Origin of the sequence: Vreelandella hamiltonii, from assembly GCF_014651795.1 — a bacterium.
Taxonomy (GTDB): Bacteria; Pseudomonadota; Gammaproteobacteria; order Pseudomonadales; family Halomonadaceae; genus Vreelandella; species Vreelandella hamiltonii.
This window is the reverse complement of sequence record NZ_BMXO01000009.1, coordinates 135569-157928: the sequence shown is the minus strand read 5'-3', so window position 1 is coordinate 157928 and position 22360 is coordinate 135569. Positions and strand designations below refer to the sequence as shown.

Annotated in this window: 25 protein-coding genes, 1 tRNA gene and 1 other RNA gene; 20 read left to right on the top strand and 7 right to left on the bottom strand. The window is 59.7% G+C overall.

Annotated features, from left to right (window positions below):
- The 5 genes from IE061_RS10995 to IE061_RS10975 form a co-directional block, all read left to right on the top strand.
- Nucleotides 1–147: transposase (locus tag IE061_RS10995; RefSeq protein WP_193461615.1), on the top strand; the 147-nt coding region annotated here is incomplete at its 5' end.
- Between the two features lie 74 nt (nt 148–221).
- Nucleotides 222–704: an FxsA family protein gene (locus IE061_RS10990; RefSeq protein ID WP_096923073.1), complete on the top strand. Its 483-nt coding sequence runs from the start codon at nt 222–224 to the stop codon at nt 702–704.
- Between the two features lie 228 nt (nt 705–932).
- Complete coding sequence (locus tag IE061_RS10985; RefSeq protein ID WP_016913703.1) at nt 933–1226, top strand: co-chaperone GroES; 294 nt, start codon at nt 933–935, stop codon at nt 1224–1226.
- A 58-nt stretch (nt 1227–1284) separates the two neighbouring features.
- Complete coding sequence (gene groL, locus IE061_RS10980; RefSeq protein WP_081137258.1) at nt 1285–2928, top strand: chaperonin GroEL; 1644 nt, start codon at nt 1285–1287, stop codon at nt 2926–2928.
- A 110-nt stretch (nt 2929–3038) separates the two neighbouring features.
- Entirely contained in the window at nt 3039–3773 is a 735-nt protein-coding gene (locus IE061_RS10975) for an RNA methyltransferase (protein WP_062360679.1), read from the top strand.
- A 71-nt stretch (nt 3774–3844) separates the two neighbouring features.
- On the opposite strand, the gene IE061_RS10970 is transcribed toward IE061_RS10975, so the two are convergent.
- Nucleotides 3845–5191: a Na+/H+ antiporter family protein gene (locus IE061_RS10970; protein WP_193461614.1), complete on the bottom strand. Its 1347-nt coding sequence runs from the start codon at nt 5189–5191 to the stop codon at nt 3845–3847.
- A 295-nt stretch (nt 5192–5486) separates the two neighbouring features.
- Here IE061_RS10970 and IE061_RS10965 point away from each other — a divergent pair, with 295 nt between their 5' ends.
- From IE061_RS10965 to IE061_RS10940, 7 genes are all read left to right on the top strand, one after another.
- Nucleotides 5487–6878, top strand: coding sequence for a GntP family permease (locus IE061_RS10965; protein ID WP_189463985.1), 1392 nt, complete (start codon nt 5487–5489; stop codon nt 6876–6878).
- A gap of 63 nt (nt 6879–6941) precedes the next feature.
- Entirely contained in the window at nt 6942–8150 is a 1209-nt protein-coding gene (locus IE061_RS10960; protein ID WP_081193335.1) for an MFS transporter, read from the top strand.
- Nucleotides 8147–8275: a hypothetical protein gene (locus tag IE061_RS18195; RefSeq protein ID WP_254893766.1), complete on the top strand. Its 129-nt coding sequence runs from the start codon at nt 8147–8149 to the stop codon at nt 8273–8275. The genes IE061_RS10960 and IE061_RS18195 overlap by 4 nt, the downstream gene beginning before the upstream one ends.
- Before the next feature lie 103 nt (nt 8276–8378).
- Complete coding sequence (locus IE061_RS10955; protein ID WP_016913696.1) at nt 8379–9146, top strand: DUF1538 domain-containing protein; 768 nt, start codon at nt 8379–8381, stop codon at nt 9144–9146.
- Nucleotides 9143–9931: a Na,Li,K/H(+) antiporter subunit UmpB gene (gene umpB / locus IE061_RS10950; RefSeq protein WP_081193337.1), complete on the top strand. Its 789-nt coding sequence runs from the start codon at nt 9143–9145 to the stop codon at nt 9929–9931. The genes IE061_RS10955 and umpB overlap by 4 nt, the downstream gene beginning before the upstream one ends.
- Nucleotides 9921–10280: a P-II family nitrogen regulator gene (locus IE061_RS10945; protein WP_016913694.1), complete on the top strand. Its 360-nt coding sequence runs from the start codon at nt 9921–9923 to the stop codon at nt 10278–10280. Before umpB ends, IE061_RS10945 begins: the two co-directional genes overlap by 11 nt.
- Before the next feature lie 2 nt (nt 10281–10282).
- Nucleotides 10283–10690, top strand: a complete 408-nt coding sequence (locus IE061_RS10940) for a CBS domain-containing protein (protein ID WP_016913693.1) — start codon at nt 10283–10285, stop codon at nt 10688–10690.
- Here IE061_RS10940 and IE061_RS10935 read toward each other — a convergent pair.
- From IE061_RS10935 to IE061_RS10925, 3 genes are read right to left on the bottom strand one after another with little or no spacing between them, the layout of a single operon-like run.
- Nucleotides 10687–11616 (bottom strand): metal ABC transporter permease, encoded by a 930-nt coding sequence (locus IE061_RS10935; RefSeq protein ID WP_308428140.1) that lies wholly within the window; start codon nt 11614–11616, stop codon nt 10687–10689. The two genes, IE061_RS10940 and IE061_RS10935, sit on opposite strands and share 4 nt — an antisense overlap.
- Nucleotides 11617–11630: 14 nt before the next feature.
- A complete protein-coding gene (locus tag IE061_RS10930; RefSeq protein WP_193461613.1) occupies nt 11631–12455 on the bottom strand; it encodes a metal ABC transporter ATP-binding protein in 825 nt (274 codons plus the stop codon).
- Between the two features lie 6 nt (nt 12456–12461).
- Nucleotides 12462–13382: a metal ABC transporter substrate-binding protein gene (locus IE061_RS10925; protein ID WP_193461612.1), complete on the bottom strand. Its 921-nt coding sequence runs from the start codon at nt 13380–13382 to the stop codon at nt 12462–12464.
- 152 nt (nt 13383–13534) lie between these two features.
- On the opposite strand from IE061_RS10925, the gene mntR reads away from it, so the two are divergent.
- The 6 genes from mntR (at nt 13535) to IE061_RS10895 (ending at nt 18899) form a co-directional block, all read left to right on the top strand.
- Nucleotides 13535–14011 (top strand): manganese-binding transcriptional regulator MntR, encoded by a 477-nt coding sequence (mntR, locus tag IE061_RS10920; protein WP_193461611.1) that lies wholly within the window; start codon nt 13535–13537, stop codon nt 14009–14011.
- Between the two features lie 75 nt (nt 14012–14086).
- Nucleotides 14087–14935: a MurR/RpiR family transcriptional regulator gene (locus IE061_RS10915; protein ID WP_193461610.1), complete on the top strand. Its 849-nt coding sequence runs from the start codon at nt 14087–14089 to the stop codon at nt 14933–14935.
- 289 nt (nt 14936–15224) lie between these two features.
- On the top strand, nt 15225–16262 hold the full coding sequence (locus IE061_RS10910; protein WP_193461609.1) for a TRAP transporter substrate-binding protein: 1038 nt from the start codon (nt 15225–15227) through the stop codon (nt 16260–16262).
- Between the two features lie 18 nt (nt 16263–16280).
- The gene (locus IE061_RS10905) at nt 16281–16853 is read left to right on the top strand and encodes a TRAP transporter small permease subunit (protein ID WP_100730578.1); all 573 of its coding nucleotides are present in this window, start codon (nt 16281–16283) and stop codon (nt 16851–16853) included.
- Nucleotides 16850–18154, top strand: coding sequence for a TRAP transporter large permease (locus tag IE061_RS10900; protein WP_016913684.1), 1305 nt, complete (start codon nt 16850–16852; stop codon nt 18152–18154). Before IE061_RS10905 ends, IE061_RS10900 begins: the two co-directional genes overlap by 4 nt.
- Before the next feature lie 4 nt (nt 18155–18158).
- Nucleotides 18159–18899 (top strand): aspartate/glutamate racemase family protein, encoded by a 741-nt coding sequence (locus tag IE061_RS10895; protein WP_230478440.1) that lies wholly within the window; start codon nt 18159–18161, stop codon nt 18897–18899.
- On the opposite strand, the gene IE061_RS10890 is transcribed toward IE061_RS10895, so the two are convergent.
- The 3 genes from IE061_RS10890 to IE061_RS10880 form a co-directional block, all read right to left on the bottom strand.
- Nucleotides 18900–19685 (bottom strand): DUF3750 domain-containing protein, encoded by a 786-nt coding sequence (locus IE061_RS10890; RefSeq protein WP_193461608.1) that lies wholly within the window; start codon nt 19683–19685, stop codon nt 18900–18902.
- Between the two features lie 161 nt (nt 19686–19846).
- An RNA gene (gene ffs / locus IE061_RS10885) (signal recognition particle sRNA small type) lies at nt 19847–19943 on the bottom strand.
- A 45-nt stretch (nt 19944–19988) separates the two neighbouring features.
- A tRNA-Met gene (locus IE061_RS10880) sits at nt 19989–20062 on the bottom strand.
- Between the two features lie 206 nt (nt 20063–20268).
- On the opposite strand from IE061_RS10880, the gene betI reads away from it, so the two are divergent.
- Nucleotides 20269–20877: a transcriptional regulator BetI gene (betI, locus tag IE061_RS10875; RefSeq protein WP_444542708.1), complete on the top strand. Its 609-nt coding sequence runs from the start codon at nt 20269–20271 to the stop codon at nt 20875–20877.
- A gap of 10 nt (nt 20878–20887) precedes the next feature.
- Nucleotides 20888–22357, top strand: a complete 1470-nt coding sequence (betB, locus tag IE061_RS10870) for a betaine-aldehyde dehydrogenase (protein WP_039178278.1) — start codon at nt 20888–20890, stop codon at nt 22355–22357.
- The last annotated feature ends 3 nt before the right edge of the window (nt 22358–22360 follow it).

Genomic DNA, 22360 nt, shown 5'->3' with positions numbered 1-22360 from the left:
TACCTGAAAAATGCGCTATGGAGTCCAAGCTACTTTGCGGGAAGTGTCGGAGGCGCCCCCCTGAGCATGGTCAAGCAGTATATTGAGCAACAATCGAGGCCGGACCAGGGGCGCTCTCGCGCCCCTCGCTATCCATCCTCGCACTAGAAGTACGAGGTTTTTCGCGATGTTCGATAATTCTGACACCATATTGACTCATTACGCCTGCTCTGGAGTCGGTCATGCCCATTCTTCTCTTTATTTCCCTGTTCACGCTACTGGACTTTGTGCTTCTTTTTACCGTGGGAAGCCGGATCGGGCTTCTGGCGACGCTGGCACTGGTGCTAGGCACGGGGTTTATCGGGCTGCACTTGATTCGCAAGGAAGGAGTTTCCAGCCTGGCGCGTGCTCGCCAGCGTATGCAGATGGGAGAAATCCCGTCCCAGGAAGTGCTTACAGGTGCGGCCCTGATTTTTGGTGGCGCCCTGTTGTTGGCGCCCGGCTTTCTCTCGGATGCACTGGGCATTGCGTGCCTGCTTCCCAGCGCGCGGCAGCTGCTGTTGAAGCTGATGGCCTGGCTAGGCGTAAAGGCCTCGCTGGTCACCCGTCAAGGCCCAGCCCCAGAGCGTGAGCCACCCCATCAGCACGAGCCTGGCTCGACCTCCTCGGAGAGTCCGCTGGAAGGAGACTTCATCAGCAAGGATGAGTCTTCTCGCAGGCATTGAGCAGCAACGGATCAGGCGCACAGATAATCCGCAATTTTTTTTATAGCGCCCCCTTGAAAGGTAGTGACCAGCCCCCACTTTTGAGTCAGCACACAACTTCGGTAATGCCTGATGGCTTACCATTGACATGAAGGCAACAGGCCTTCGCTTTCCGCGGGTGCTGCCCACGGAAATTCCTTCAAGCTAATGGCCCCAAGGGGCTTTGACACTACTCAGGAGAACGTGAGCATGAATATCCGTCCTTTGCACGATCGCGTTGTGATCCGTCGCGTGGAAGAAGAGCAGAAAACCGCTGGCGGCATCGTGCTTCCGGGCAATGCACAGGAAAAGCCCACGCGTGGCGAAATCCTGGCAGTTGGTAATGGTCGCATTCTTGAAAGCGGCGACGTTCGCCCGCTGGATGTCAAAGTGGGTGACACGGTGATTTTCAAGGACGGCTACGGCGTCGAGAAGCAGAAGATCGACGGCGAAGAAGTTCTGATCATGAGTGAAGCCGATATCCTGGCGGTCGTTGAAGGCTAAGACGCCTCGGCTACCCATTTACGTTCATCGTTCAATTTCAATTTAGGAAGTAACGAACATGGCTGCTAAGCAAGTTAAGTTCTCTGATGACGCTCGTAAACGCATGGCGCGTGGTGTAGATATCCTGGCAAACGCCGTCAAGGTCACGCTGGGCCCGAAAGGCCGCAACGTGGTACTGGACAAGTCCTTCGGCGCCCCGACCGTCACCAAAGACGGTGTTTCCGTCGCCAAAGAGATCGAACTGAAAGACAAGTTCGAGAACATGGGTGCTCAGATGGTCAAGGAAGTGGCTTCCAAGACGTCTGATGCCGCAGGTGACGGTACCACTACCGCTACCGTGCTGGCTCAAGCCATCGTTGCAGAAGGCTTGAAAGGCGTGACGGCTGGCATGAACCCGATGGACCTGAAGCGCGGCATCGACCAAGCGGTCACCGCTGCCGTCAAGGAAATTCAGGCCATGTCCGTGCCCTGCACCGACACCAAATCCATCGCTCAGGTAGGCACCATCTCTGCCAACGGCGACAAGCGCATTGGCGAGATCATTGCCGAAGCGATGGATAAAGTAGGTAAAGAAGGCGTCATTACCGTTGACGAAGGTCGCGGCTTCGAAGACGAGCTGGAAGTCGTCGAAGGTATGCAGTTCGACCGTGGCTATCTCTCTCCCTACTTCGTCACCAATCAGGACACCATGGCGGTCGAGCTGGAAGACCCCTACATCCTGCTGGTCGACAAGAAAATCTCCAACATCCGCGAGCTGCTGCCGGTGTTGGAAGGTGTTGCCAAGCAAGGTAAGCCGCTGGCCATCATCGCCGAAGACATCGAAGGCGAAGCGCTTGCCACGCTGGTGGTCAACAACATGCGCGGCATCGTCAAGGTAGCGGCTGCCAAGGCACCCGGCTTTGGTGATCGTCGCAAGGCCATGCTGCAGGATATCGCCATCCTGACCAACGGCACGGTCATCTCCGAGGAGGTCGGTCTGACCCTTGAGCAGGCAAACCTGGATCACCTGGGTACTGCCAAGCGCATTACCATGACCAAAGAGAACACCACCATCATCGACGGTGCTGGTGCAGAAGGTGACATCGAAGCACGCGTCAATCAGATCCGCGCGCAAATCGAAGACACCTCCTCTGACTACGACAAAGAGAAGCTGCAAGAGCGCGTTGCCAAGCTGGCAGGCGGCGTTGCCGTTATCCGCGTAGGCGCAGCTACCGAAGTCGAAATGAAAGAGAAGAAAGCACGTGTCGAAGACGCGCTGCACTCTACTCGCGCTGCCGTCGAAGAAGGCGTGGTACCTGGTGGCGGCACGGCGCTGGTACGCGTCATGGCCAAGGTACAAGGCCTGACCGGTGACAACGAAGACCAGAACCACGGCATCAACATGGCCCTGCGTGCCATGCAGGCGCCGCTGCGTCAGATCGTCACCAACGCCGGTGAAGAGTCTGCGGTGGTCATCAACCGTGTGAAAGATGGCGAAGGCAACTTCGGCTACAACGCACAGACCGGCGAATACGGCGACCTGTTCGAAATGGGTGTACTCGACCCTGCGAAAGTGACCCGTACTGCGCTGCAGTCTGCCGGTTCCGTTGCGGGCCTGATGATCACCACCGAGTGCATGATCGCCGACGACCCGGAAGAGAAAGAAGCTGCCCCGGACATGGGTGGCATGGGCGGAATGGGTGGCATGGGCGGCATGATGTGAGCCCCACCACCTCGCTCTGACGTAAAACGTCCTTCAGAACCCCGCTTCGGCGGGGTTCTTTGCGTGTTACCATCCCCTTTCTTCTTGGCAGCTTTCAGGTTCGACGTCCCGTGCTTTCCAATATTCGTATCGTGCTGGTACACACCTTTCATCCCGGCAATATTGGCGCCACCGCCCGCGCCATGAAAACCATGGGCCTGACCCAGCTGGTGCTGGTCAACCCACGTGCTTTTCCTGACGAAGAGGCCACTCGACTGGCGGCGGGCGCTACCGATGTGCTGGACAACGCACGCTGCGTCAGCACCCTGGAAGACGCCCTGCAGGACTGCGTTCAAGTGGTCGGGGCCAGTGCCCGATTACGCAGCATGCCGCTCCCCCACTTCGACGAACCGGACGACATGGCACACCAGGTCATCGTCAATGCCCATCAAGCCCCCGTGGCGCTGGTGTTTGGCCGCGAGCGTTCCGGCCTGACCAATGACGAGATCCGCTGCTGCACCCACCAGGTCAGCATACCGGCCAATCCGGATTACGGCATTTTGAATCTCTCGCAAGCCGTGCAGATTCTTGCCTATGAAGTGCATCGCGCCTGGCGACGGCGCGACGACAGTGATTTCGTCTATCAACGGCCCCTGGAAGCGGCGCCGCCCAGTCGCGAACAGTTTGGCTACTTCCAGGAGCACCTGGGTCGGCTCATGCACGAGAGCGGTTTTTTGACCCAGCCCCACGCACGCACCGAAGAGCAGTTGCAGGCACTGTTCTCACGTGCCCAGCCAAGCCGCAAGGAATTATCGCTACTCCGTGGACTACTGAGCGCCTTCGAGGCACACCTGCCCAAACAGTAAGCAGCGCACGCCAACCGCCAGACAAAAAAGGCCGCCCGCCATTTGGCGGCCTTTTTCGGATGATGCGCAGATCAAAGCGACATGGCCGCCAGCCAACCAAACGCAATCAGCGGAAGGTTATAGTGCAGGAAGGTCGGCACGACGCTATCCCACATATGGTCATGCTGGCCGTCCACGTTCAGGCCGGCAGTGGGCCCCAAAGTGGAGTCCGATGCCGGTGAGCCCGCATCGCCCAATGCCGCCGCGGTGCCCACCAAGGCCACGGTGGCCATGGGCGAAAACCCGAACTGAATCGCCAATGGGACGAAAATGGCGGCAATGATCGGAATAGTAGAAAACGATGAACCAATGCCCAGCGTGATGAACAGCCCCACCAGCAGCATGACCAGCGCAGCCAGGCCGCGATTGTCACCAAACAGCTCGAAGGCGCCCGCCACCAGAGCCTCGATATCCCCCGTGGCTTTCATCACTTCGGCAAAGCCTGCCGCTGAAATCATGATGAAACCGATGAGTGCCATCATGCGCATGCCGCTGGTGAACAGATCATCGGCCTCACGCCATTTGAAAATCCCCCCCAATGACAGCAGGCCAATGCCCACCAGGCCGCCCACGATCATGGAACCGGTATACAGCTGCAGGCCCAGCGCAGCCACGATGGCGACCCCCGACATGACCAACCCCAGCATATGAGGCTCGGCGGGCGTATGCGCCTGCTCACCCGCAGGTGCGGCCAGCGGCCTGGCGGCGTAGTGGCGCTGACCGCGATAGCTGAACAGCAGGGCGACGACCAGCCCGATGGCCATTCCGCCCACGGGGATGGCCATGGCCATGGGCACCATGCCCCGAGTGATGTCGAGCCCCGCCGCCGCCCCTGCGCTATTCAGGTTGGCCAGCAGTATGTCGTTCAGGAAGATGGCCCCAAAGCCCACTGGCAGAAGCATATAGGGTGCCGTCAGACCAAAAGTGAGCGCACAGGCAACCGCGCGGCGGTCCAGCTGCAAGCGGTTCATGACCACCAGCAGCGGCGGAATCAGGACGGGAATGAACGCAATATGCACCGGGATGGCGTTTTGAGAAGAAATCGCCACCAGCAACACGGCGCCCAGCAGCAGCATTTTCACCCGCGCCTGATGCGCTGCCGTGGCCTCCTTACCCAACAGCTTGATCAACCGCGTGGCCAGCAAATCCGGCAGGCCGGAGCGAGAAATAGCGACCGCAAAGGCCCCCAGCGTGGCGTAGGCCAACGCCACCTGGGCACCGCCTCCCACACCATCATTGAAAGCGCTGAGCGTGTCATCCAGCGACAGTCCACCCGCCAGCCCTCCTACCAGGGCCCCTACCACCAGGGCAAACACCACCGACACACGAAGAAGTGACAGCGTCACCATCACGAGCACTGCAAGAATGACTGCATTCATGGAGATATCCAGAGCTAATGGAACGTCTTTAATACGAAGTCTTCACCAGGTTCTTAAAACCAAGTTCTTGAAACCAGGCACTTAAAACCAGGTTTTTAAACCATGCCTTTAAAACCAGGCGGCGGATTTTAGCAGATAGCGCGCCCTTCATCAGGCTTATCTGATCCCCGAGTACGCTGGCACAGCGGCTAAGACTTTAGTCACAGCGCTCTTGCTGCTATGCAACAATCCTCCTAGTATCGGGACCTTCATTGATGACCGGCACTGCTAATTTAACAATGTCTTAGGAGCCTGCATGGACATTTTCGCCATTCTCATTTCCCTGATACTGCTGATGTTACTGGCTTACAGAGGCATCTCAGTGCTGCTGTTGGCACCGCTCATGGCGTCGCTGGCAGTCCTGCTTTCCGGTGATGGCGGCCTGCTGCTGCCCATTTACACCGACACCTTCATGCGGGCGCTGGGTAACTACGTCACTCAGTTCTTTCCGCTGTTCCTGCTGGGCGCCCTGTTCGGCCAACTGATGGCCGACTCCGGTGCCGCGCAGTCCATTTCCAACGGTATCGTCAAGCGGCTGGGCACGCATCACGTGGTGCTGACCGTGGTCATGGCCTGTGCCGTACTGACCTACGGTGGCGTGTCACTGTTCGTGGTGGCCTTTGCCATCTATCCCATCAGCCGTGAGCTCTTCCGTCAGGCCAATGTGCCTAAGCGGCTCATACCTGCGTCCATCGCGCTGGGCTCCTTTACCTTTACCATGACGGCCCTGCCAGGCACCCCAGCCATTCAGAATGCCATTCCCATTCCTTACTTTGGCACCAACAGCTTTGCGGCTCCCGGATTGGGCATCATTGCCGGGCTTATCATGCTGGGCCTGGGCACCTACTATCTGCAGTCCAGGGTTCGCAAGGCAGCCGCCAACGGCGAAGGCTACGGCACGCATACCGAGCGTGAAGTCGCCCCCCGGCAGGACGACACGCCCGCCTCCACGCTCCCCTTGGCAGTCGCTTTGATTCCTCTGATCATGGTCATCGGCCTGAACGCGCTGTTTACCTATGGCGTTTTCCCCGCCATGGATCTGAGCTATATCAGCGACGCCTTCGAGAACATCACCCCCAGCCGCCAGACTGGCCTGTGGGCGATCCTGATCTCGCTGCTGAGCGCCTCGGCATGGCTGATCATTACCCGCTGGAACCATTGGAAAGATTTGAAAGACACCATCAACCAGGGCTGCTTTGGCTCGCTGCTGCCGATTTTCAATACCGCCTCCGAAGTGGGCTATGGGGCAGTGATTGCCAGCCTGGCAGGCTTCATGATCATCCGTGATGCCGTGCTCAACGTTTCCGGCAACCCGCTGATTTCCGAAGCCTTGGCCATGAGCGTGCTGGCGGGGATTACCGGCTCCTCATCGGGCGGCCTGTCGATTGCCTTGCAAACCCTGGGTGATGAATACCTGGCCATGGCGCAGCAGGCGGGCATCAATCCTGAACTGATGCACCGTGTCGCGACCCTGGCCGCGGGTGGCATGGATACGCTTCCCCACTCAGGGGCAGTGATCACGCTGCTGGCCATTTGCGGGCTGACGCACCGCCAGTCCTATGCCAACGTGGCCATGGTCACTATCGTGCTGCCGATTTTTGCGTTGATCAGCGTGATTACGCTGGGCACGCTGTTTGGAAGCTTCTAAAGCCGCGTAAGCCATGCGATAGTTGGTTAACGTGTTAACCAGCGAACAACAACGAGACCCGTCATGGCCCTTACACGACACTCCTCCCTGCTGCTGATTCTTCTGGCCAGCCTCATCATCTCTACGGCGATGGGGCTGCGCCACGGTTTCGGGTTGTTCCTCGAACCCATGAGCAGTGAGCTTGGCTGGGGGCGCGGGGTCTTTGCCCTGGCGCTGGCCATTCAGAATTTGATGTGGGGCCTGGCACAGCCTTTCACCGGCGCGCTGGCAGACCGCTTCGGCGCGGCCAGAATCATCGTGGCCGGGGGCGTGCTCTACGTGCTGGGGCTGTGCTTCATGAGTCTTTCCACCAGCGCGTTGGGCATGACCCTGAGCGCTGGCCTGCTGATCGGGATCGGCCTCTCTGGCACGACCTTCTCGGTGATCCTGGGCGCTGTTGGGCGGGCGGTGCCTGCCGAAAAGCGCAGCATGGCCATGGGAATCGTCAGTGCGGCGGGCTCGTTTGGCCAGTTCGCCATGCTGCCGGGCACGCTGGGGCTGATCGAGTGGCTGGGCTGGTCGGCGGCCCTGCTGGCCATGGGCATGATTGCCGCCGTGATGATTCCGCTGGGCGCCATGCTCAAGGATCGCCCACGCCCCCATGCGCTAGGCGACCTGAGCCTGCGCGACGCGCTCAACGAAGCCGCCGGGCAAAAAGGCTTCTGGCTGCTCTGCCTGGGCTTTTTCGTGTGCGGGTTTCAGGTGGTGTTCATTGCCGTGCACTTGCCGGGCTACCTGTTCGATAACGGGCTTGCCGTGCAAGTGGGTACCACCGTTCTGGCCTTGGTGGGGCTGTTCAACATCGTGGGCACCTATACGGCAGGCTGGATGGGAGGAATCTGGTCCAAGCCGCGCTTGCTCAGCTGGCTATACCTGATCCGAGGCGTGGTCATCACCGCGTTTCTGGTCGCACCCCTCAGCGCCTACAGTGCCTACGCGTTTGGTATCGCCATGGGCTTGCTGTGGCTCTCGACCGTGCCACTGACCAACGGCATCGTGGCGTCGGTGTTTGGCGTCAAACACCTCTCCATGCTGGGCGGCATCGTGTTTCTGTTCCACCAGTTGGGGTCGTTCATGGGCGTCTGGCTAGGCGGCTACCTTTATGACATGACCGGTCATTACGATACCGTCTGGCAAATCGCCATCGTGCTCTCCGTGGTGGCCGCCGCCTTGCACTGGTTCATCAGCGAAAAACCGCTGGCACGCACCACTCCCAAGCAGGTGACACCATGACACCACAGACTCTTTCGCTAGCGCTGCTGGGGGCGCTGGCCATCGCCGGGGGAAGTGCCCTTGCCTGGTGGGGGTGGCACTCGCTGGATGCGGGCCTGCTGTTGATGGGCAGTCGTTTGTGTTGAACGGTATTTTCGACCCAAAGCTTGCGCCATATCAGGCCTGCTTCATGATCATTTGATTAATATCAAGTCATTGCCCTGACGTTTACGGACTTCCCCAGACTTCATGAATATCGTCACTTCACTGCTTCATCAATTTAAAGACAGCCTCCGGGATTTGCTGCCCGTCGTGGCTGTCATGGCCTTTTTTCAGCTGGTCGTGATCGGTCAGCCGCTACCCGCAAGCCTGGCTTTCCTGGACTTGATCATAGGCTTGTTGTTTGTAGTGGTAGGCCTGACACTATTCATCAAAGGGCTGGAGCTTGGCCTTTTTCCTTTAGGAGAAAACCTCGCTCGAGCCTTTGTCGCCAAGGGCTCGATCGCCTGGCTACTGCTGTTCGCATTTGCTCTGGGGTTTGGCTCCACCGTGGCTGAACCAGCATTGATTGCAGTGGCTGCTCGTGCAGGCGAGGTGGTTGCTGCAGGGGGCCTGATTGCCAACACCGGTGAGTCACAAGCCTCGTTTGCTTTCACGCTACGAATGGTTGTTGCCTGCTCGGTAGGCACCGCCGTCATGCTTGGCGTATTGCGCATCTTCAAGGGCTGGCCGCTGCATTTGATGATTATTGGCGGCTACGCGCTGGTCATGCTGCTGACCCTTTTTGCACCCAGCGAACTCGTCGGTATTGCATACGACTCTGGGGGCGTCACAACATCGACGATTACTGTGCCGCTGGTAACGGCCCTGGGAGTCGGTCTCGCCTCGAGTATCAAGGGCCGCAACCCCATGCTGGATGGTTTTGGCTTGATTGCCTTCGCCTCCGTCATGCCGATTATTTTTGTGTTGCTCTTTGGCATTTTTGGACTCGATTTGGTCAAGGGGATCAATCCATGAATTTGCTTATTACGCTCTGGAGTACGCTACTCGATATCTTTCCTATCGCCGCGATTATTTTTGGTTTTCAATATCTTGTCATCCGCAAACGTGTGAAACGCCTGCCGCAAGTCATCGTGGGCTTTGTCATGGTTTGGGTAGGATTATCACTTTTTCTAGTGGGTCTGGAACAAGCGCTGTTTCCGATGGGAGAGCTCATGGCCGGCCAGCTGACCAATGCTGACTTTCTCCCCGGGCTCGCCGATGGCGCCCAGCGCCACTGGAGCGACTATTACTGGGTATACATCTTTGCCTTTACCATTGGCGCCAGCACCACCATCGCTGAACCCTCGCTGATTGCAGTGTCTATCAAAGCTGGAGAAATATCCGGCGGCACCATTCGACCGTTTACATTGCGCCTCGCCGTCGCACTTGGCATGGCCTTCGGCATCACGCTAGGGGCCTGGCGTATTGTCATGGGCTGGCCACTACAGTGGTTTGTATTGGGTGCCTACACGTTGGTGATCTTGCAAACGTTGCGCTCGCCAAAAAGCATTATTCCGCTCGCGTTTGATTCCGGCGGCGTGACGACTTCTACGATAACAGTTCCTATTATCGCCGCTCTGGGGCTTGGCCTGGCTTCCTCTATTCCAGGGCGAAGCGCACTCATGGATGGCTTTGGGATGATTGCGCTGGCCTGCCTGTTTCCCATCATCACGGTGATGGGCTATGCCCAAATCGCTCAATGGAGAGACCGCAGACTCAGCGTAAGGTTAACCAACGAAGGAAAACGTAATGCGCTTTAAACTCATCGTAGCACTGGTTGAAGACGACTTGACCGATGATGTCCTCAAGGCGGCTCGTGATGCGGGCGCAACGGGAGCGACCGTCATCAATAATGCCAGGGGCGAAGGACTCAAAAAAGCACGCGGCATCTTTGGCATGGAAATCACCGCTCAGCGGGACGTGCTCCTGTTCCTGACCGAAGAGCATATTAGCCGACTCATTCTGGAGTCCATCGCGGAGGTAGGTCAGTTCGATGAGACACCAGGCACTGGCATCGCGTTTCAGATAGACGTTGAAGATGCCGTGGGCGTACAGCATCAAATCAAATCACTGACCGAGGTGCTTGGTCAGCCAGCAGACAGGGAGTGAGCATGTTAGAGCATCAAAGTGCCATACCAACGGCAGAAACGATCATGCACTCACAATACAGGCTGGTCGATGGCCTGTTGACGGTTGCAGAAGGCATCGACGTGATGCGCAAACACAACGTTAACGTCTTGATCATACAACCACGTGACGCAACCGATGAGCATGGAATAGTGCTCGCAACGGACATTGCCAAAAAGGTACTGGCGGCGAATCGCTCGACAGAACGCGTCAGCCTGTACGAAATCATGACCAAGCCGGTCATCAGCGTCCGCCCCGAAATGAGCATACGTAACTGTGCTCGGCTATTTGGTCAATTTGGCCTTTCGCTAGCCCCGGTCACTAATCAACAACACCAGGTCCTTGGCATAGTGGATTACTCCTGTATCGTGACCGGGTGGGCATCCTCTTAACGTCCTAGTTGGCGATGCCGCCAGCGCCGCATCAGCACGCCATGCCGAGGAGAAAACAGCAGCGCCAGGAAGAAGCAGCTGGTGGCGACCAGGACGATGGTGCCTCCCGAAGCCACATCGAAGGCATAAGAGAGCCATAGCCCCAGCACCGCCGACCCCACACCGACGCTGGTGGAAATCAACAGCATCGTTGTGAAACGGTCGGTCAGCAGGTGGGCGGTTGCGCCAGGGGTGATCAGCATGGCAACGACCAGAATGATGCCTACGGTTTCCAGGCTTGCCACGATGGTCAGGGTCAGCAGCAGAATCAGGCCGTAATGAATGACGCTGGTATTGAACCCCAGCGCCTGGGCCTGCGTGGGGTCGAAGGCGTAGAGCATCAGCGGCCTGAAGGCGAGCCATATCACCAGCAGCGCCACGACGCTGGCGGCCAGCGTGAGCATCAGCGCCGACTGCTGTACGCCCAGCACGTTACCAAACAGGATATGCATCAGGTGCGTACTGGAGGCCATTTTGCTGATCAACACGATACCCAGCGCAAAAGCGCCAGTGAACATGATACCCATGGCCGCGTCCGACTTGATGCGGGTATGGCGCTCGATGGCACCGATGCCCAACGACGTCAGTGCCCCCGTCACGAAAGCGCCAATGAAAAACGGCAGCCCCAACAGGTAGGCAATCGCCACGCCAGGCAAGACCGCGTGGGAAATCGCATCCCCCAGCAGCGACCAGCGCTTGAGCACCACGTAGCAGGAGAGCAGACCGCAGATGGCGCCCACCAGCATCGAGGTCAGCAGCGCACGCTGCATGAAGGCGTACTGAAACGCATCGGAGATGGCATCGGGTAACAGATTGATGGGCACCATCAGCGCCGCCAGCAGGCCAGCGATCAGCGCGCTGGCCATGCTATCCAGTGTATCTAACATGTTGAAATTGACCGTTATTGAGGCATCAAAGCAGGAGCACTGGTCTGTTGCAAGGTAAAGGAATCGGGGGCTGGCTGGGCGCTCACCGCCAGTTCGGCCAGCCTGCGGTCGCTGAGCATTTCATCCGGGGGCCCCGCCCCGCGGATGAAGCGGTTGATCAGCACCACATGGTCCACATAGCGGCGCGCTCCCGGCATGTCATGGGTCACCATGACAATGGTCCTGCCCGCTTCTCGCTCCCGCTTGAGCACATCGAGAATCAGCTGCTCGCTGGGCGGGTCGACGCCCGCCAGCGGTTCGTCCAACAACAGGATACTGGCCTGCTGGGCCAGCGCCCTGGCCAACAACACACGTTTTTTCTGGCCGCCCGACAGCGCCCCAATGGGACGCTCGGCCATGTCCAGCATATTCACGTCCTGCAGCGCCTTGCTCACGACGTCACGGTGGCTCGGAGCCTGCCAACGCCCAGGCAGCAGACGCCGCCATAAAGGGTCATGGCGCATGTGGCCGTAGCGCGCCGTCATTGCGGTGTCCCATACCGAGATGGGAAAGTCCCACTCGATCGCTTCACGTTGCGCCATATAGGCGATACCACCAGCTTTGCGGCGCCGCTGAATGGGCTCTCCGAACGCCATCACCTGGCCACGCAGCGGCTTCATGCTACCGGTCAGCACATGAAACAGCGTCGACTTGCCGGCCCCGTTCGGCCCGACGATAGCCGTCCAACGCCCCGCCGGCAATCTCAGCTGAATGTTTTCGAGCACCGGCTGGCGTTGATAGGCGGCATAGACCCCCGACACCTCAATGGCAGCCGGAGGTAGTGACGAAGCACTGTTCATGTTGGCCTACTCGACACCCAGATAACGGCGCAGCAGTTCGGCATTGTGGCGCTGCATGGCAAAGTAGTCACCCGCCACCCCGTCCGGCTCGCTGAGTGAGTCCACGTAAAGTGGGCCTGCCACCGGCAGCCCCGTATCACGGGCGATGCTGGTCACATGGCGGTCAGAAATGGTGCTTTCCCAGAACAGTGCGGCGGGCTGACGCTCATTGATCAAATCGATGATGCGCATCAGCTGGCGTGGAGAGCCTTCGGTTTCGGCATTGGTGCCCCAGATGCCATCGTGCTTGAAGTGAAAGGCATCGGCAAAGTAGAGAAACGCCGCCTCGCTGGACAGCAGCACACGCCGTTCCTCGGGAATTGCCTCAAGGGTCTCTTGCAGTTCGACATACAGTGCGTGCAGCTCGTCTTCCAGCGCGCTGGCACGCTGGTGAATCTCTTCCGCCTGCTGTGGCAAGCGCTCTTCCAGGGCGTTGGCAATGGCCTGCACGTAGGCGCTGGCGGCACGCGGGTCCATCCACAGATGCGGGTCGATATCGCCTTCCATGTCGCCTATCGCAATCGACTGCGTGGGATAGCCCGAGTCCTCGGCCACGGCCAGCACGGGCACGCCTTGCGATACCGTGGCTTCCACCTGGCGCATCCACTGCTCCAGCTGGTAACCGTTGTAGAAGACCATATCGGCCTTCTCGAGGGCCGCAAAATTATCCGGCGTCAGCTCCCACTCATGCACTTCAGCGTTGATGGGCGTCAGCACGGTCACTTCGGCATCGTCACCCGCTACCCGCTGCACCAGATCGCCCAGCACCGAAAAAGTGACGGCCACGTTGATGGGCGGATGCAACAGCTCATTGGCATACGCCGAGGACGTGCTCGCACCGAAGGCCAAAGAGGCCCCCATCAACATCCATCCGTAAGATTTCGCCATCGTCAACTGCCCCCGTGTAAACTCACATATGATATCACTGTAGCTCAAAGAAAAAGCCAAGTGCAAATAGTTTAGCCTTGGCTAACAATTATCCGTTCAAATGCGCTACCATCACCAATCAACGATGCCACTAACCTTGATAAATATTGCCAATGAGTGATCACGACCCGCGGCACGCTCCTGCCTCATGTGAGAAAAGCGGTGACGCCCTACCGCCAGTGGAGCAGCACGCTCAGCAGTATGAAACCGTGCGCAACGCTCATGAAACCGAGCTCATCGAAGATTACGTGGAGCTGATCGGTGATCTGTTGCGTCACCGCGGTGAGGCCCGAGCCGCAGACATCGCCAACCGCATGGCCGTCAGCCAGGCCACCGTGTCGAAGATGATTCGGCGACTCAACGAGCTGGGGCTCGTCACCAGCCAGCCTTACCGCTCGCTGTTTCTGACCGAAGAAGGCCAGAAAATGGCCGAAACCTCCCGCGCTCGGCACGACATCGTGCTGCATTTTCTGCGCGCTCTGGGCGTCGAAGACAGCACCGCGCGCATCGATGCCGAAGGCATGGAGCACCACGTGAGTGATACGACCCTGGCCATTATGAAGCGCTTCACCGAGCAGCAGCCGCAGTGACGGCTGGCGCAGCTATCTTGTCCTGACGCCTGATAACCCGCATCATTCAAGAAATCGTGGTTTCAGGATACTGTCATGCCGCCCGCTTCGAAAGAACGCTCCTTTCTTGCCCGTGTTCGCCATGCACTGCCCTCCCTGCATCCAGCAGAGCGGCGGCTGGGTGAATTCGTCTGCGACTTTCCCGGCGAGTTGGCCAGCTACAATGCCCAGGAGCTGGCACGCTTTGCAAAAGTTTCCAAGGCGACGGTATCGCGTTTCGTCAGGCGCTTGGGTTATGACAATTACGAAGCCGCACGCAGGCATGCCCGCGAAGAGCAGACGACGGGGTCGCGCCTGTTTCTCCCCGCTCAGCGTCTCGGCCAATCCGAATCCTGGCTTGCCCAGGGGCTGACCTTCAGCAAGGACAACCTGGACAGAACCTTTGCCGCCATCACCCAAGCCGATATCGACGCCGTCGCCAACGCATGGCTGGCGGCACGTAAAATCTGGGTCGTTGGCTATCGCGCTAGCCGCCCGCTGGCCGACTACCTGCGCTGGCAGCTGCTGCAAGTAACCGGAGACATCGCCGCCATTCCCGGCCCGGGCGAAACCCTGGGCGAGCACCTTGCCGACATTGGCCCGGAAGACAGCGTCATCGTGTTGGGGTTACGTCGCCGAGTCGCGACGACCGAACAGCTGCTGAGCAGCGCCAAGGAGTGCGGGGCCTCGTTGGTGTATATCACCGACGAAGGCACGGACACTCACCCTTCCGCTACCTGGCATTTTCGCTGCCATACGCACGCTTCCGGGCCGCTGTTCAATCACACTGCGGTCATGACCCTCTGTCATCTGCTGATCATGCGCACCATCGAGCTGGCCGGAGACGCCTCGCGGCAGCGTTTGAGCCGCATCGAAACCCTCAATGACCGCTTTGAAGAGCTTTAATCGAGCCATTTCGACGAGCGGCTGCCTTGTTTGAAGCACCCTTCTAGTTCACGCCCCTATCAGAATGCACTCTCAAGGTGCATTTTTGTCTCTCACGCCCCATGTCGTGTTACCCCATTATTTGGGCAACGCGTGGTTTCTGCCTGTTTTATATATGAAATTTAAATTTCATGACGCTTGTGGCATGAAATATGGATCTACTTAACAGACGCTGCGCAGGATGCGCGGTGAGCAACACGCCCGGCCTGGCGTACCACATCGCACCCACTACAGATAACAGGAAGCCTCCATGTTCAAGCGCACTCTTCTCATGACCGCCCTTTCCGCCGCTGTGATCGGCAGCGCCGCCCACGCCGATACGCTGTCTTTCAAAGTGCTCGGCCAACCTGCCGGTTCGGGGCTGATTGCCCAGAACAAGGAGCGGCCCTTCTTCGAAAATCTTGCCGAGCACAGCGGCCTGGAGGCCAGCGTGCAGTACATTCCGGTAGATGTGGCAGGCATTCCCGATACGGACGGGCTACGCATCCTCAACTCCGGTCTTTTCGACATCGTCTCGCTGCGCGGCCCCCAGGTCAGCCGTGACGAGCCCTCGGTGCTCGGGATGGACCTGATCGGCCTGAATACCAGTTTCGAGACTGGCCGGGACAATGTCATGGCCTTTTATGATTATGTGGATTCACGCCTGCAGTCCCGCTTCAACGCCAAGTTATTGGGCGTATGGCCTGCCGGTCCCCAGGTCATCTTCTGCAACAAGGATATTTCCGGCCTGGAAGACTTGAGAGGCCTGCGCGTACGGGTGGGTGACCAGAGCGCAGCCAACTTCATTGGCCAGTTGGGCGCCACCGGCATTTCGATGCCCTTCGGCGACGTGCAACAAGCGCTCTCTCGGGGCGTCGTGGATTGCGGCATCACCGGCCCTGCCTCGGCCAACGCCGGCGGCTGGCCAGAGGCAACGACCACCGTGCTGCCCATCGCTCTGCAGCTGGCCATCAATGGCTACGCCATCAACCTGGACACCTGGAACCGCCTGGATGAGACCCAGCAGTCCCAGCTGGAAACGGCCATTGCCGAGCTCAGCGACGACATCTGGAGCTACTCCGAAGCGCTTTACGAAGATGCCATGCGCTGTAACGCCGGTGAGTCGCCCTGCGAGTTCGGCAACCAGTATGCGCTGACCGAAGTCGCCGTTTCCGACGCCGATCTGGGTGCCGTCACCGCCGCCGTAGAGGAAGTGTCCCTGCCGCTGTGGGCCACCCAGTGCAATAACGTGGCCGCCGACTGCGAAGCCACCTGGCGCGAAACGGTCGGCGCTCAGCTTGGCCTGTAACGTTACCGGGAGACCCGTATGACTTTTTGTGCTCGCCTGATGGGGATTCTGTTCGGCACGTTCATGCTACTGCTGGCCGTGCTGATCACGATAGAGACCCTGATTCGCAAATTCTTTTCGCTGTCGTTTGGCGGCGTCGATGAGTTGGGAGGCTACGCCATTGCGGTGGCGGCGCCTCTGGCCTTCGGCGTCGCCATGATCGAGCAGTCGCATATTCGCATCAATCTGCTGCACATGCGCCTGCCCACCACCGTCAAAGCGATCCTCAATGCCCTGGCAGCCCTCTCGTTGGGGCTGCTGGCGGCCTTTCTGCTGTACTTTACCGTGCAGACCGTACTCGACACGCATAACTACCGCTCCATCGCCCAGACCCCCTGGGCCACGCCGCTGATCTACCCTCAAGCGGTCTGGCTGGTGGCCATGGGCATCTTTGCGGCGAGCGCGGCCCTGCTGGCCCTGCAAGCCCTGCGCCTGCTGATCCGGCGAGACTGGCCCGCACTGAACCAGCGCTTCGGCCCTGCTTCAGCCAGTGAAGAACTCGAAGCCGAACTGGCCGACCTCGAGCAGCGTGAAAAAGGAGCACTGCCATGAGTATTCCGGTCATTGCAGGGGCGTTCATGGTTATGCTGGCCCTGATGCTGCTCAGCCTGCCAGTGGCGGTGTCGATTTTGCTGGTGGGCGTGGCGGGCGGCTATCTGATGTACGGCGCCCCGCTGGTGAACATGATGGGCGGCGTCGTCTGGAGCAGCCTGAACAGCCCGTCGATGCTCGCCATTCCACTCTTCATGCTGCTGGGGGAGCTGCTGTTACGCGGCGGCATCGCGGACCGCATGTATGCCGCGCTGGCGGTGTGGTTCAATCGCCTGCCGGGTGGTTTGCTGCATACCAATATCGCTACCTGCACGCTGTTCTCCGCCACCTCCGGCTCCTCGGTGGCCACCGCGGCCACCGTAGGCACCATCGCCCTGCCGGCGCTCCAGCAGTATCGCTACCCCATTCGTCCTTCGCTGGGCTCGCTGGCAGCGGGCGGCACGCTGGGGATTCTCATTCCCCCCAGCATCAACCTGCTGGTGTATGGCCAACTGGCCAATACCTCCGTCAGCCAGCTCTTTGCTGCCGGGTTGATACCGGGCATTGCCCTGGCGCTGCTGTTCTCGCTCTACCTGTGGCTCGCCCACGGCAAGGCGGGCAAGGCATCGCTGGTCGAGGTCAATGTCTCGCTTCAGGACAAGCTGTCGCTGTCGAAGCACCTGATTCCTCCCGTGGTCATCTTTGGCGTGGTCATGGGCAGCATCTACGGCGGCCTGGCGACCCCCACCGAATCCGCCGCCATTGGCGTGGTCATCGCCCTTGGCTTCATCGCCGTTGGTGGCAAGCTGACGCTGGACCTGTTGATTCACTGCTCGCTGCAGGCGGCCAAAACATCGGGCATGGTGATCATCGTCTTGATGTGCGCCCTGCTGCTCAACGTCACCATCTCGATGCTGGGGGTTACCCAGGCACTTACCCAGTGGGTCGCCTCCTTCGGCCTGACGGCAGTGACGCTGCTGCTGGTGCTATTCGTGTTTTACGTGATTCTGGGCACCTTCATGGACGCCATGTCGATGCTGGTACTGACCGTACCCATTACCGTGCCCATGGTCATGGCGGTGGGGATCGACCCCACCTGGTTTGGGATCTTCATCGTGCTGATGTGCGAGATCGCCCTCATCACACCACCGGTGGGCATGAACCTGTTCGTGGTTCAGGGCGTGCGCAAGGATGGCGGCAGCTTCAACGACGTCATCATGGGGTCGATTCCCTTCGTGGGCATCATGGTGTTGTTCACCTTTGCCATCATGATTTGGCCAGACATCGTCATGTGGCTACCCGACCTTCTGGCGGGGCGTTGAGGCAATGACGAACAAGACTGGACCCAGCCATACAGCCCCCATCGGCAGCATGTGCCAAGCGTCGCGAACCGATACCCCGCGCATTCTGGTCATCAACCCCAATACCAATCCCCAGGTCACCCGGGAAATACGCCGCCTGGTACGGCAGTGCTCGCCTGAAGGGGTTCAAATGGAGGTCACCAATCCACTGGCGGGGCCTATCGCCATCGAAAATGCAGCGCACAAGGCCACCGCCACTCGGGAGGTCATGGCGCTGATCCAACAGCGCCAGTCCGCCGACGACGTTGGCTACATCATGGCCTGCTTCGATGATCTGGCGGTTCAAGAACTGCGCGATGCAACACAGCGCCCAGTGGTGAGCCTAGCCGAGGCAGGCATGCGTGCCGCTGGCCAGCATGACCGCCCCTTCACCGTCATCACCACGTTCGAGGGCGCCGTGGAAACCATCCGCGCGCTGAGCCGTGGCTATGGCCTGGACGTGCGCTGCCGGATCGTGGCCACTGGCATGGGGGTATCGGAAACTGCGGCCCGCACGCCGCAGGCCGAACAGCGCTTGCATGACGCCATCGTGAGTTCGCTCGAACAGGGTGCCAATGCCATCGTGCTGGGCTCCGGCGCCTTCGTGGGACGAGCGGCTCTGCTGAGTGAGCGGTATGGCGTCGATATTACGGACGGGCTAAGCGACGCCATCCGCTACGTGCACGCTCCTTTTCCAGCGTTGAGCGCCGAGGCTCCAGCAGGTTGATCACCCCTGCGGCTCTGCCTGCTCGGCAGCATTCCCCAGCACCCGAGCAGGCAGGCCCACCCGGCCCACGCCAGGCAGCTTCAAGGCCGGCCTGAGAATATCGACGCCCAGGCTCATGCCCAGCACGTTGAGCTCCACGCCCTCTTCCAGCGCCAGCATCAACCCCAACACCCCGCCCAGCGAAAACTGATACCCGGTGCCGCTGGGCACAGGGGCTACTACGCTATCGAACAGGAAATCCTTGCCCACGGCGGTGACCGGCAACGCCACCGCCAGGCCCTCCACTTCGCGGGTAAGCCATGCGATGAAACTGTTGCTGTTGGGGCCGGGCCACACCCGGTATAAATCGGCCTGAGGGTAACGGCCAATCGCCTCTTCTATCTGGGTAATCAACTGCCCCGCTTCACCGCCGCGATAATCGGCCAGCAGTTCGGGCGCATGGCCAAACCACGCCCGATCCGGCGTATCGGTGCTCGACACCACGGTGGGCCGACGCCAACTGAGCACCTGGTGCAGGCGGTAGTCGCTGGCATTGTCAGCTTTGGTAGCCACCCAGATATGCACCCCAAACGCGCCCCGCCAGTGATACGCCCGTGCAGCGTACACTTGCACCACCGCCTCGGGATGGGCGTCAGGGTCTGGGGCCAACCCCGCCGATGAGCGGTCCAGATTCGACCAGTGGCCATCGGTAACCACCTGGTTACTGGCCAACATCCAGGCGGGCCCGGCCAACAGCAGTGCCAACAGCACCACCACGCCCGCTATCCAACGCAGTAGAGTTTTCATGAGCTTTCCGAAGTGACAAAGAGACGTTTCTGGCACGCACGACCACTCAGAAAGCGCAAAAGGCCATCAGGGTGCCAAATGGAGCCGCGTACGGGCAACAGAATCTCGACCCACAGGGAATCAAGCGAAGCAAAACAAAGGGGAGGATATAGTGGAGGCGGCCCCAAAAGCCACATCCCGGCACACGCAGCCACCACTACCGTTGCTCCCTTCCGGGCCTGGCGGGGTTCGCAGTTTAGCGTTGCGGGAGGACCTAAGGGGCCACCATGACAGTACACAAGAGAAGCGTACCTGGCTGACCGGTGGCTACGCCCTGATTTGAACAGGGGACCCCATCATTATGAGTGATGTGCTCTAACCAGCTGAGCTACGTAGCCTTTCCGACATCAGCGGGTGCAGATTATGCCAATCTCGTTGGCAAAAGGCAAGTCACTCGCCTCAGGTATTTCATTTCACGATGAACAAGACAGCACGCAAGTACCGTCAATTGCCTTTTATTAATTGAACGTTCAATAAAAAAGTGCCATGATAATTTTCATCATCCTAGAAGAGTGTTCAGGAGATCGCCGTGCCTAAGGTGGGAATGGAACCAATACGTCGTCAGCAGTTGATCAAGGCCACCATGGCCGCCATCGACGAAGTGGGTCTGGCGGAAGCGACAGTCATGCGCATTGCCCGGCATGCCGGAGTCTCGGCAGGCATCATCAGCCACTATTTCGGCGGCAAGGATGGCCTGCTCGAAGCCACCATGCGCCAGATACTGACCGACCTGACCGATGCCGTTGCGGCGCGCCGCCAGACGCTGGACGACGACTCGGCACGCGCCCACATCGGCGCCATCATCGAAGGAAACTTCGACCGATCCCAAGTGACCGGCCCTGCCGCCAAGACCTGGCTCGCTTTTTGGGCCAGCAGCATGCACAAGCCCGTGCTGCAACGTCTACAGCACGTCAACGACCGTCGGCTATATGCCAACCTGTGCCACCAGTTCCGGCGCGTCATGCCGCATCGCGATGCGCGCAACGCCGCGCGCGGGCTGGCTGCCATGATCGATGGTCTTTGGCTACGCGGCGCCCTGGCGCCGGAAGGGCTCGATGCGCAGGAAGCACGGCAACTGGCTCACGCCTATCTGGATCAACTGCTGGCCCACCACGGCTGCCTGAAGCACACCACCGCTGACGCATCATATTAAGGAGAACCCCATGGCCCATCAGGACGCACTTCCTCTATATATCAATGGCCGCACGGTCGCGGCGACGTCAGGTGACACCTTCACCGTCACCAACCCCTACGATGGCTCGCTGCTCGCCACCGTTGGCCAGGCAAGCCAGGGCGATCTCGACGAGGCCGTACGCACCGCGCAGCAAGGCCAGCGGGTCTGGGCAGCCATGACCGGTATGGAACGCTCACGCATTCTGCTGCGCGCGGTGGCACTGCTACGCGAACGCAACGACGAGCTTGCCGAGCTGGAAACCCGCAACACCGGCAAGCCCATCAGCGAAACTGCCAACGTCGATATCGTCACCGGCGCCGATGCGCTGGAGTATTACGCGGGCCTGGCCCCCGCCATCGAGGGCAGCCAGATACCGCTGCGCGAAAGCTCGTTCGTTTATACCCGCCGGGAACCGCTGGGTGTGATCGGTGCCATCGGCGCCTGGAACTACCCCATTCAGATTGCCTGCTGGAAAGCCGCCCCTGCGCTGGCGGCGGGTAACGCCGTGGTCTTCAAGCCCAGCGAGGTCACGCCGCTGACGGTGATGAAACTCGCCGAAATCTTCACCGAGGCAGGCCTGCCAGATGGCGTCTTCAACGTCGTTCAAGGCGACGGAAAAGTCGGCGCCATGCTCACCGAGCACCCCGGCATTGCCAAGGTATCCTTCACTGGCGAAGTGGGCACCGGCAAGAAAGTCATGGCCGCTGCCGGTGGCTCCACGCTCAAGGACGTGACCATGGAGCTGGGCGGCAAATCGCCGCTGATCGTGTTTGCCGATGCCGACCTGGACCGCGCCGCCGATGCCGCCATGATGGCCAACTTCTATTCGAGTGGCCAAATCTGCACCAACGGTACCCGTGTCTTCGTCGAGCGCAGCGTCAAGGAAGCCTTCGAAGCCAAGCTGGTCGAGCGCGTGGCGCGCATCAAGGCCGGTGACCCCATGGACCCCAGCATCAATTTTGGCCCGCTGGTCAGCTTCGAGCATCAGGAGAAAGTGCTCTCCTACATCGCCCTGGGCAAAGAGCAAGGAGCCCGCGTACTGGCCGGTGGCGAACAGTGGAATAGCGGCCCATGGGCCAACGGCGCATGGGCGGCCCCCACGGTGTTCACCGACTGCACCGACGACATGCGGATCGTGAAAGAGGAGATTTTCGGTCCGGTCATGTCAGTGCTGGCCTTCGATGATGAAGACGAGGTGATTCGCCGCGCCAACGACACCCTGTACGGGCTGGCCGCCGGGGTGTTCACCGAGAGCCTCAACCGCGCCCACCGAGTGATTCACCAGCTGGAAGCCGGCATCTGCTGGATCAACACCTGGGGAGAGTCGCCGTCGGAGATGCCGGTAGGCGGTTACAAGGAGTCGGGCATTGGTCGCGAGAACGGCGTCGAGACGCTCAATCACTACACCCAGACCAAGTCCGTACAGATCGAGATGGGCCCGTTTGAATCGGTATTTTAAGGC

Excerpts from the sequence above, each read along its gene's own strand:
- IE061_RS10970 (WP_193461614.1), bottom strand. The coding sequence starts at position 5,191 with ATGAATGCAGTCATTCTTGCAGTGCTCGTGATGGTGACGCTGTCACTT.
- IE061_RS10985 (WP_016913703.1), top strand. The coding sequence starts at position 933 with ATGAATATCCGTCCTTTGCACGATCGCGTTGTGATCCGTCGCGTGGAA.
- IE061_RS18195 (WP_254893766.1), top strand. The coding sequence starts at position 8,147 with ATGACACCACAGACTCTTTCGCTAGCGCTGCTGGGGGCGCTGGCCATC.
- groL (WP_081137258.1), top strand. The coding sequence starts at position 1,285 with ATGGCTGCTAAGCAAGTTAAGTTCTCTGATGACGCTCGTAAACGCATG.
- IE061_RS10930 (WP_193461613.1), bottom strand. The coding sequence starts at position 12,455 with ATGAACAGTGCTTCGTCACTACCTCCGGCTGCCATTGAGGTGTCGGGG.
- IE061_RS10895 (WP_230478440.1), top strand. The coding sequence starts at position 18,159 with ATGACGAACAAGACTGGACCCAGCCATACAGCCCCCATCGGCAGCATG.
- IE061_RS10940 (WP_016913693.1), top strand. The coding sequence starts at position 10,283 with ATGTTAGAGCATCAAAGTGCCATACCAACGGCAGAAACGATCATGCAC.
- betB (WP_039178278.1), top strand. The coding sequence starts at position 20,888 with ATGGCCCATCAGGACGCACTTCCTCTATATATCAATGGCCGCACGGTC.
- IE061_RS10960 (WP_081193335.1), top strand. The coding sequence starts at position 6,942 with ATGGCCCTTACACGACACTCCTCCCTGCTGCTGATTCTTCTGGCCAGC.
- IE061_RS10910 (WP_193461609.1), top strand. The coding sequence starts at position 15,225 with ATGTTCAAGCGCACTCTTCTCATGACCGCCCTTTCCGCCGCTGTGATC.
- IE061_RS10965 (WP_189463985.1), top strand. The coding sequence starts at position 5,487 with ATGGACATTTTCGCCATTCTCATTTCCCTGATACTGCTGATGTTACTG.
- umpB (WP_081193337.1), top strand. The coding sequence starts at position 9,143 with ATGAATTTGCTTATTACGCTCTGGAGTACGCTACTCGATATCTTTCCT.
- IE061_RS10990 (WP_096923073.1), top strand. The coding sequence starts at position 222 with ATGCCCATTCTTCTCTTTATTTCCCTGTTCACGCTACTGGACTTTGTG.
- IE061_RS10935 (WP_308428140.1), bottom strand. The coding sequence starts at position 11,616 with ATGTTAGATACACTGGATAGCATGGCCAGCGCGCTGATCGCTGGCCTG.
- IE061_RS10915 (WP_193461610.1), top strand. The coding sequence starts at position 14,087 with ATGCCGCCCGCTTCGAAAGAACGCTCCTTTCTTGCCCGTGTTCGCCAT.
- IE061_RS10900 (WP_016913684.1), top strand. The coding sequence starts at position 16,850 with ATGAGTATTCCGGTCATTGCAGGGGCGTTCATGGTTATGCTGGCCCTG.
- betI (WP_444542708.1), top strand. The coding sequence starts at position 20,269 with ATGGAACCAATACGTCGTCAGCAGTTGATCAAGGCCACCATGGCCGCC.
- mntR (WP_193461611.1), top strand. The coding sequence starts at position 13,535 with ATGAGTGATCACGACCCGCGGCACGCTCCTGCCTCATGTGAGAAAAGC.
- IE061_RS10945 (WP_016913694.1), top strand. The coding sequence starts at position 9,921 with ATGCGCTTTAAACTCATCGTAGCACTGGTTGAAGACGACTTGACCGAT.
- IE061_RS10905 (WP_100730578.1), top strand. The coding sequence starts at position 16,281 with ATGACTTTTTGTGCTCGCCTGATGGGGATTCTGTTCGGCACGTTCATG.
- IE061_RS10955 (WP_016913696.1), top strand. The coding sequence starts at position 8,379 with ATGAATATCGTCACTTCACTGCTTCATCAATTTAAAGACAGCCTCCGG.
- IE061_RS10890 (WP_193461608.1), bottom strand. The coding sequence starts at position 19,685 with ATGAAAACTCTACTGCGTTGGATAGCGGGCGTGGTGGTGCTGTTGGCA.
- IE061_RS10925 (WP_193461612.1), bottom strand. The coding sequence starts at position 13,382 with ATGGCGAAATCTTACGGATGGATGTTGATGGGGGCCTCTTTGGCCTTC.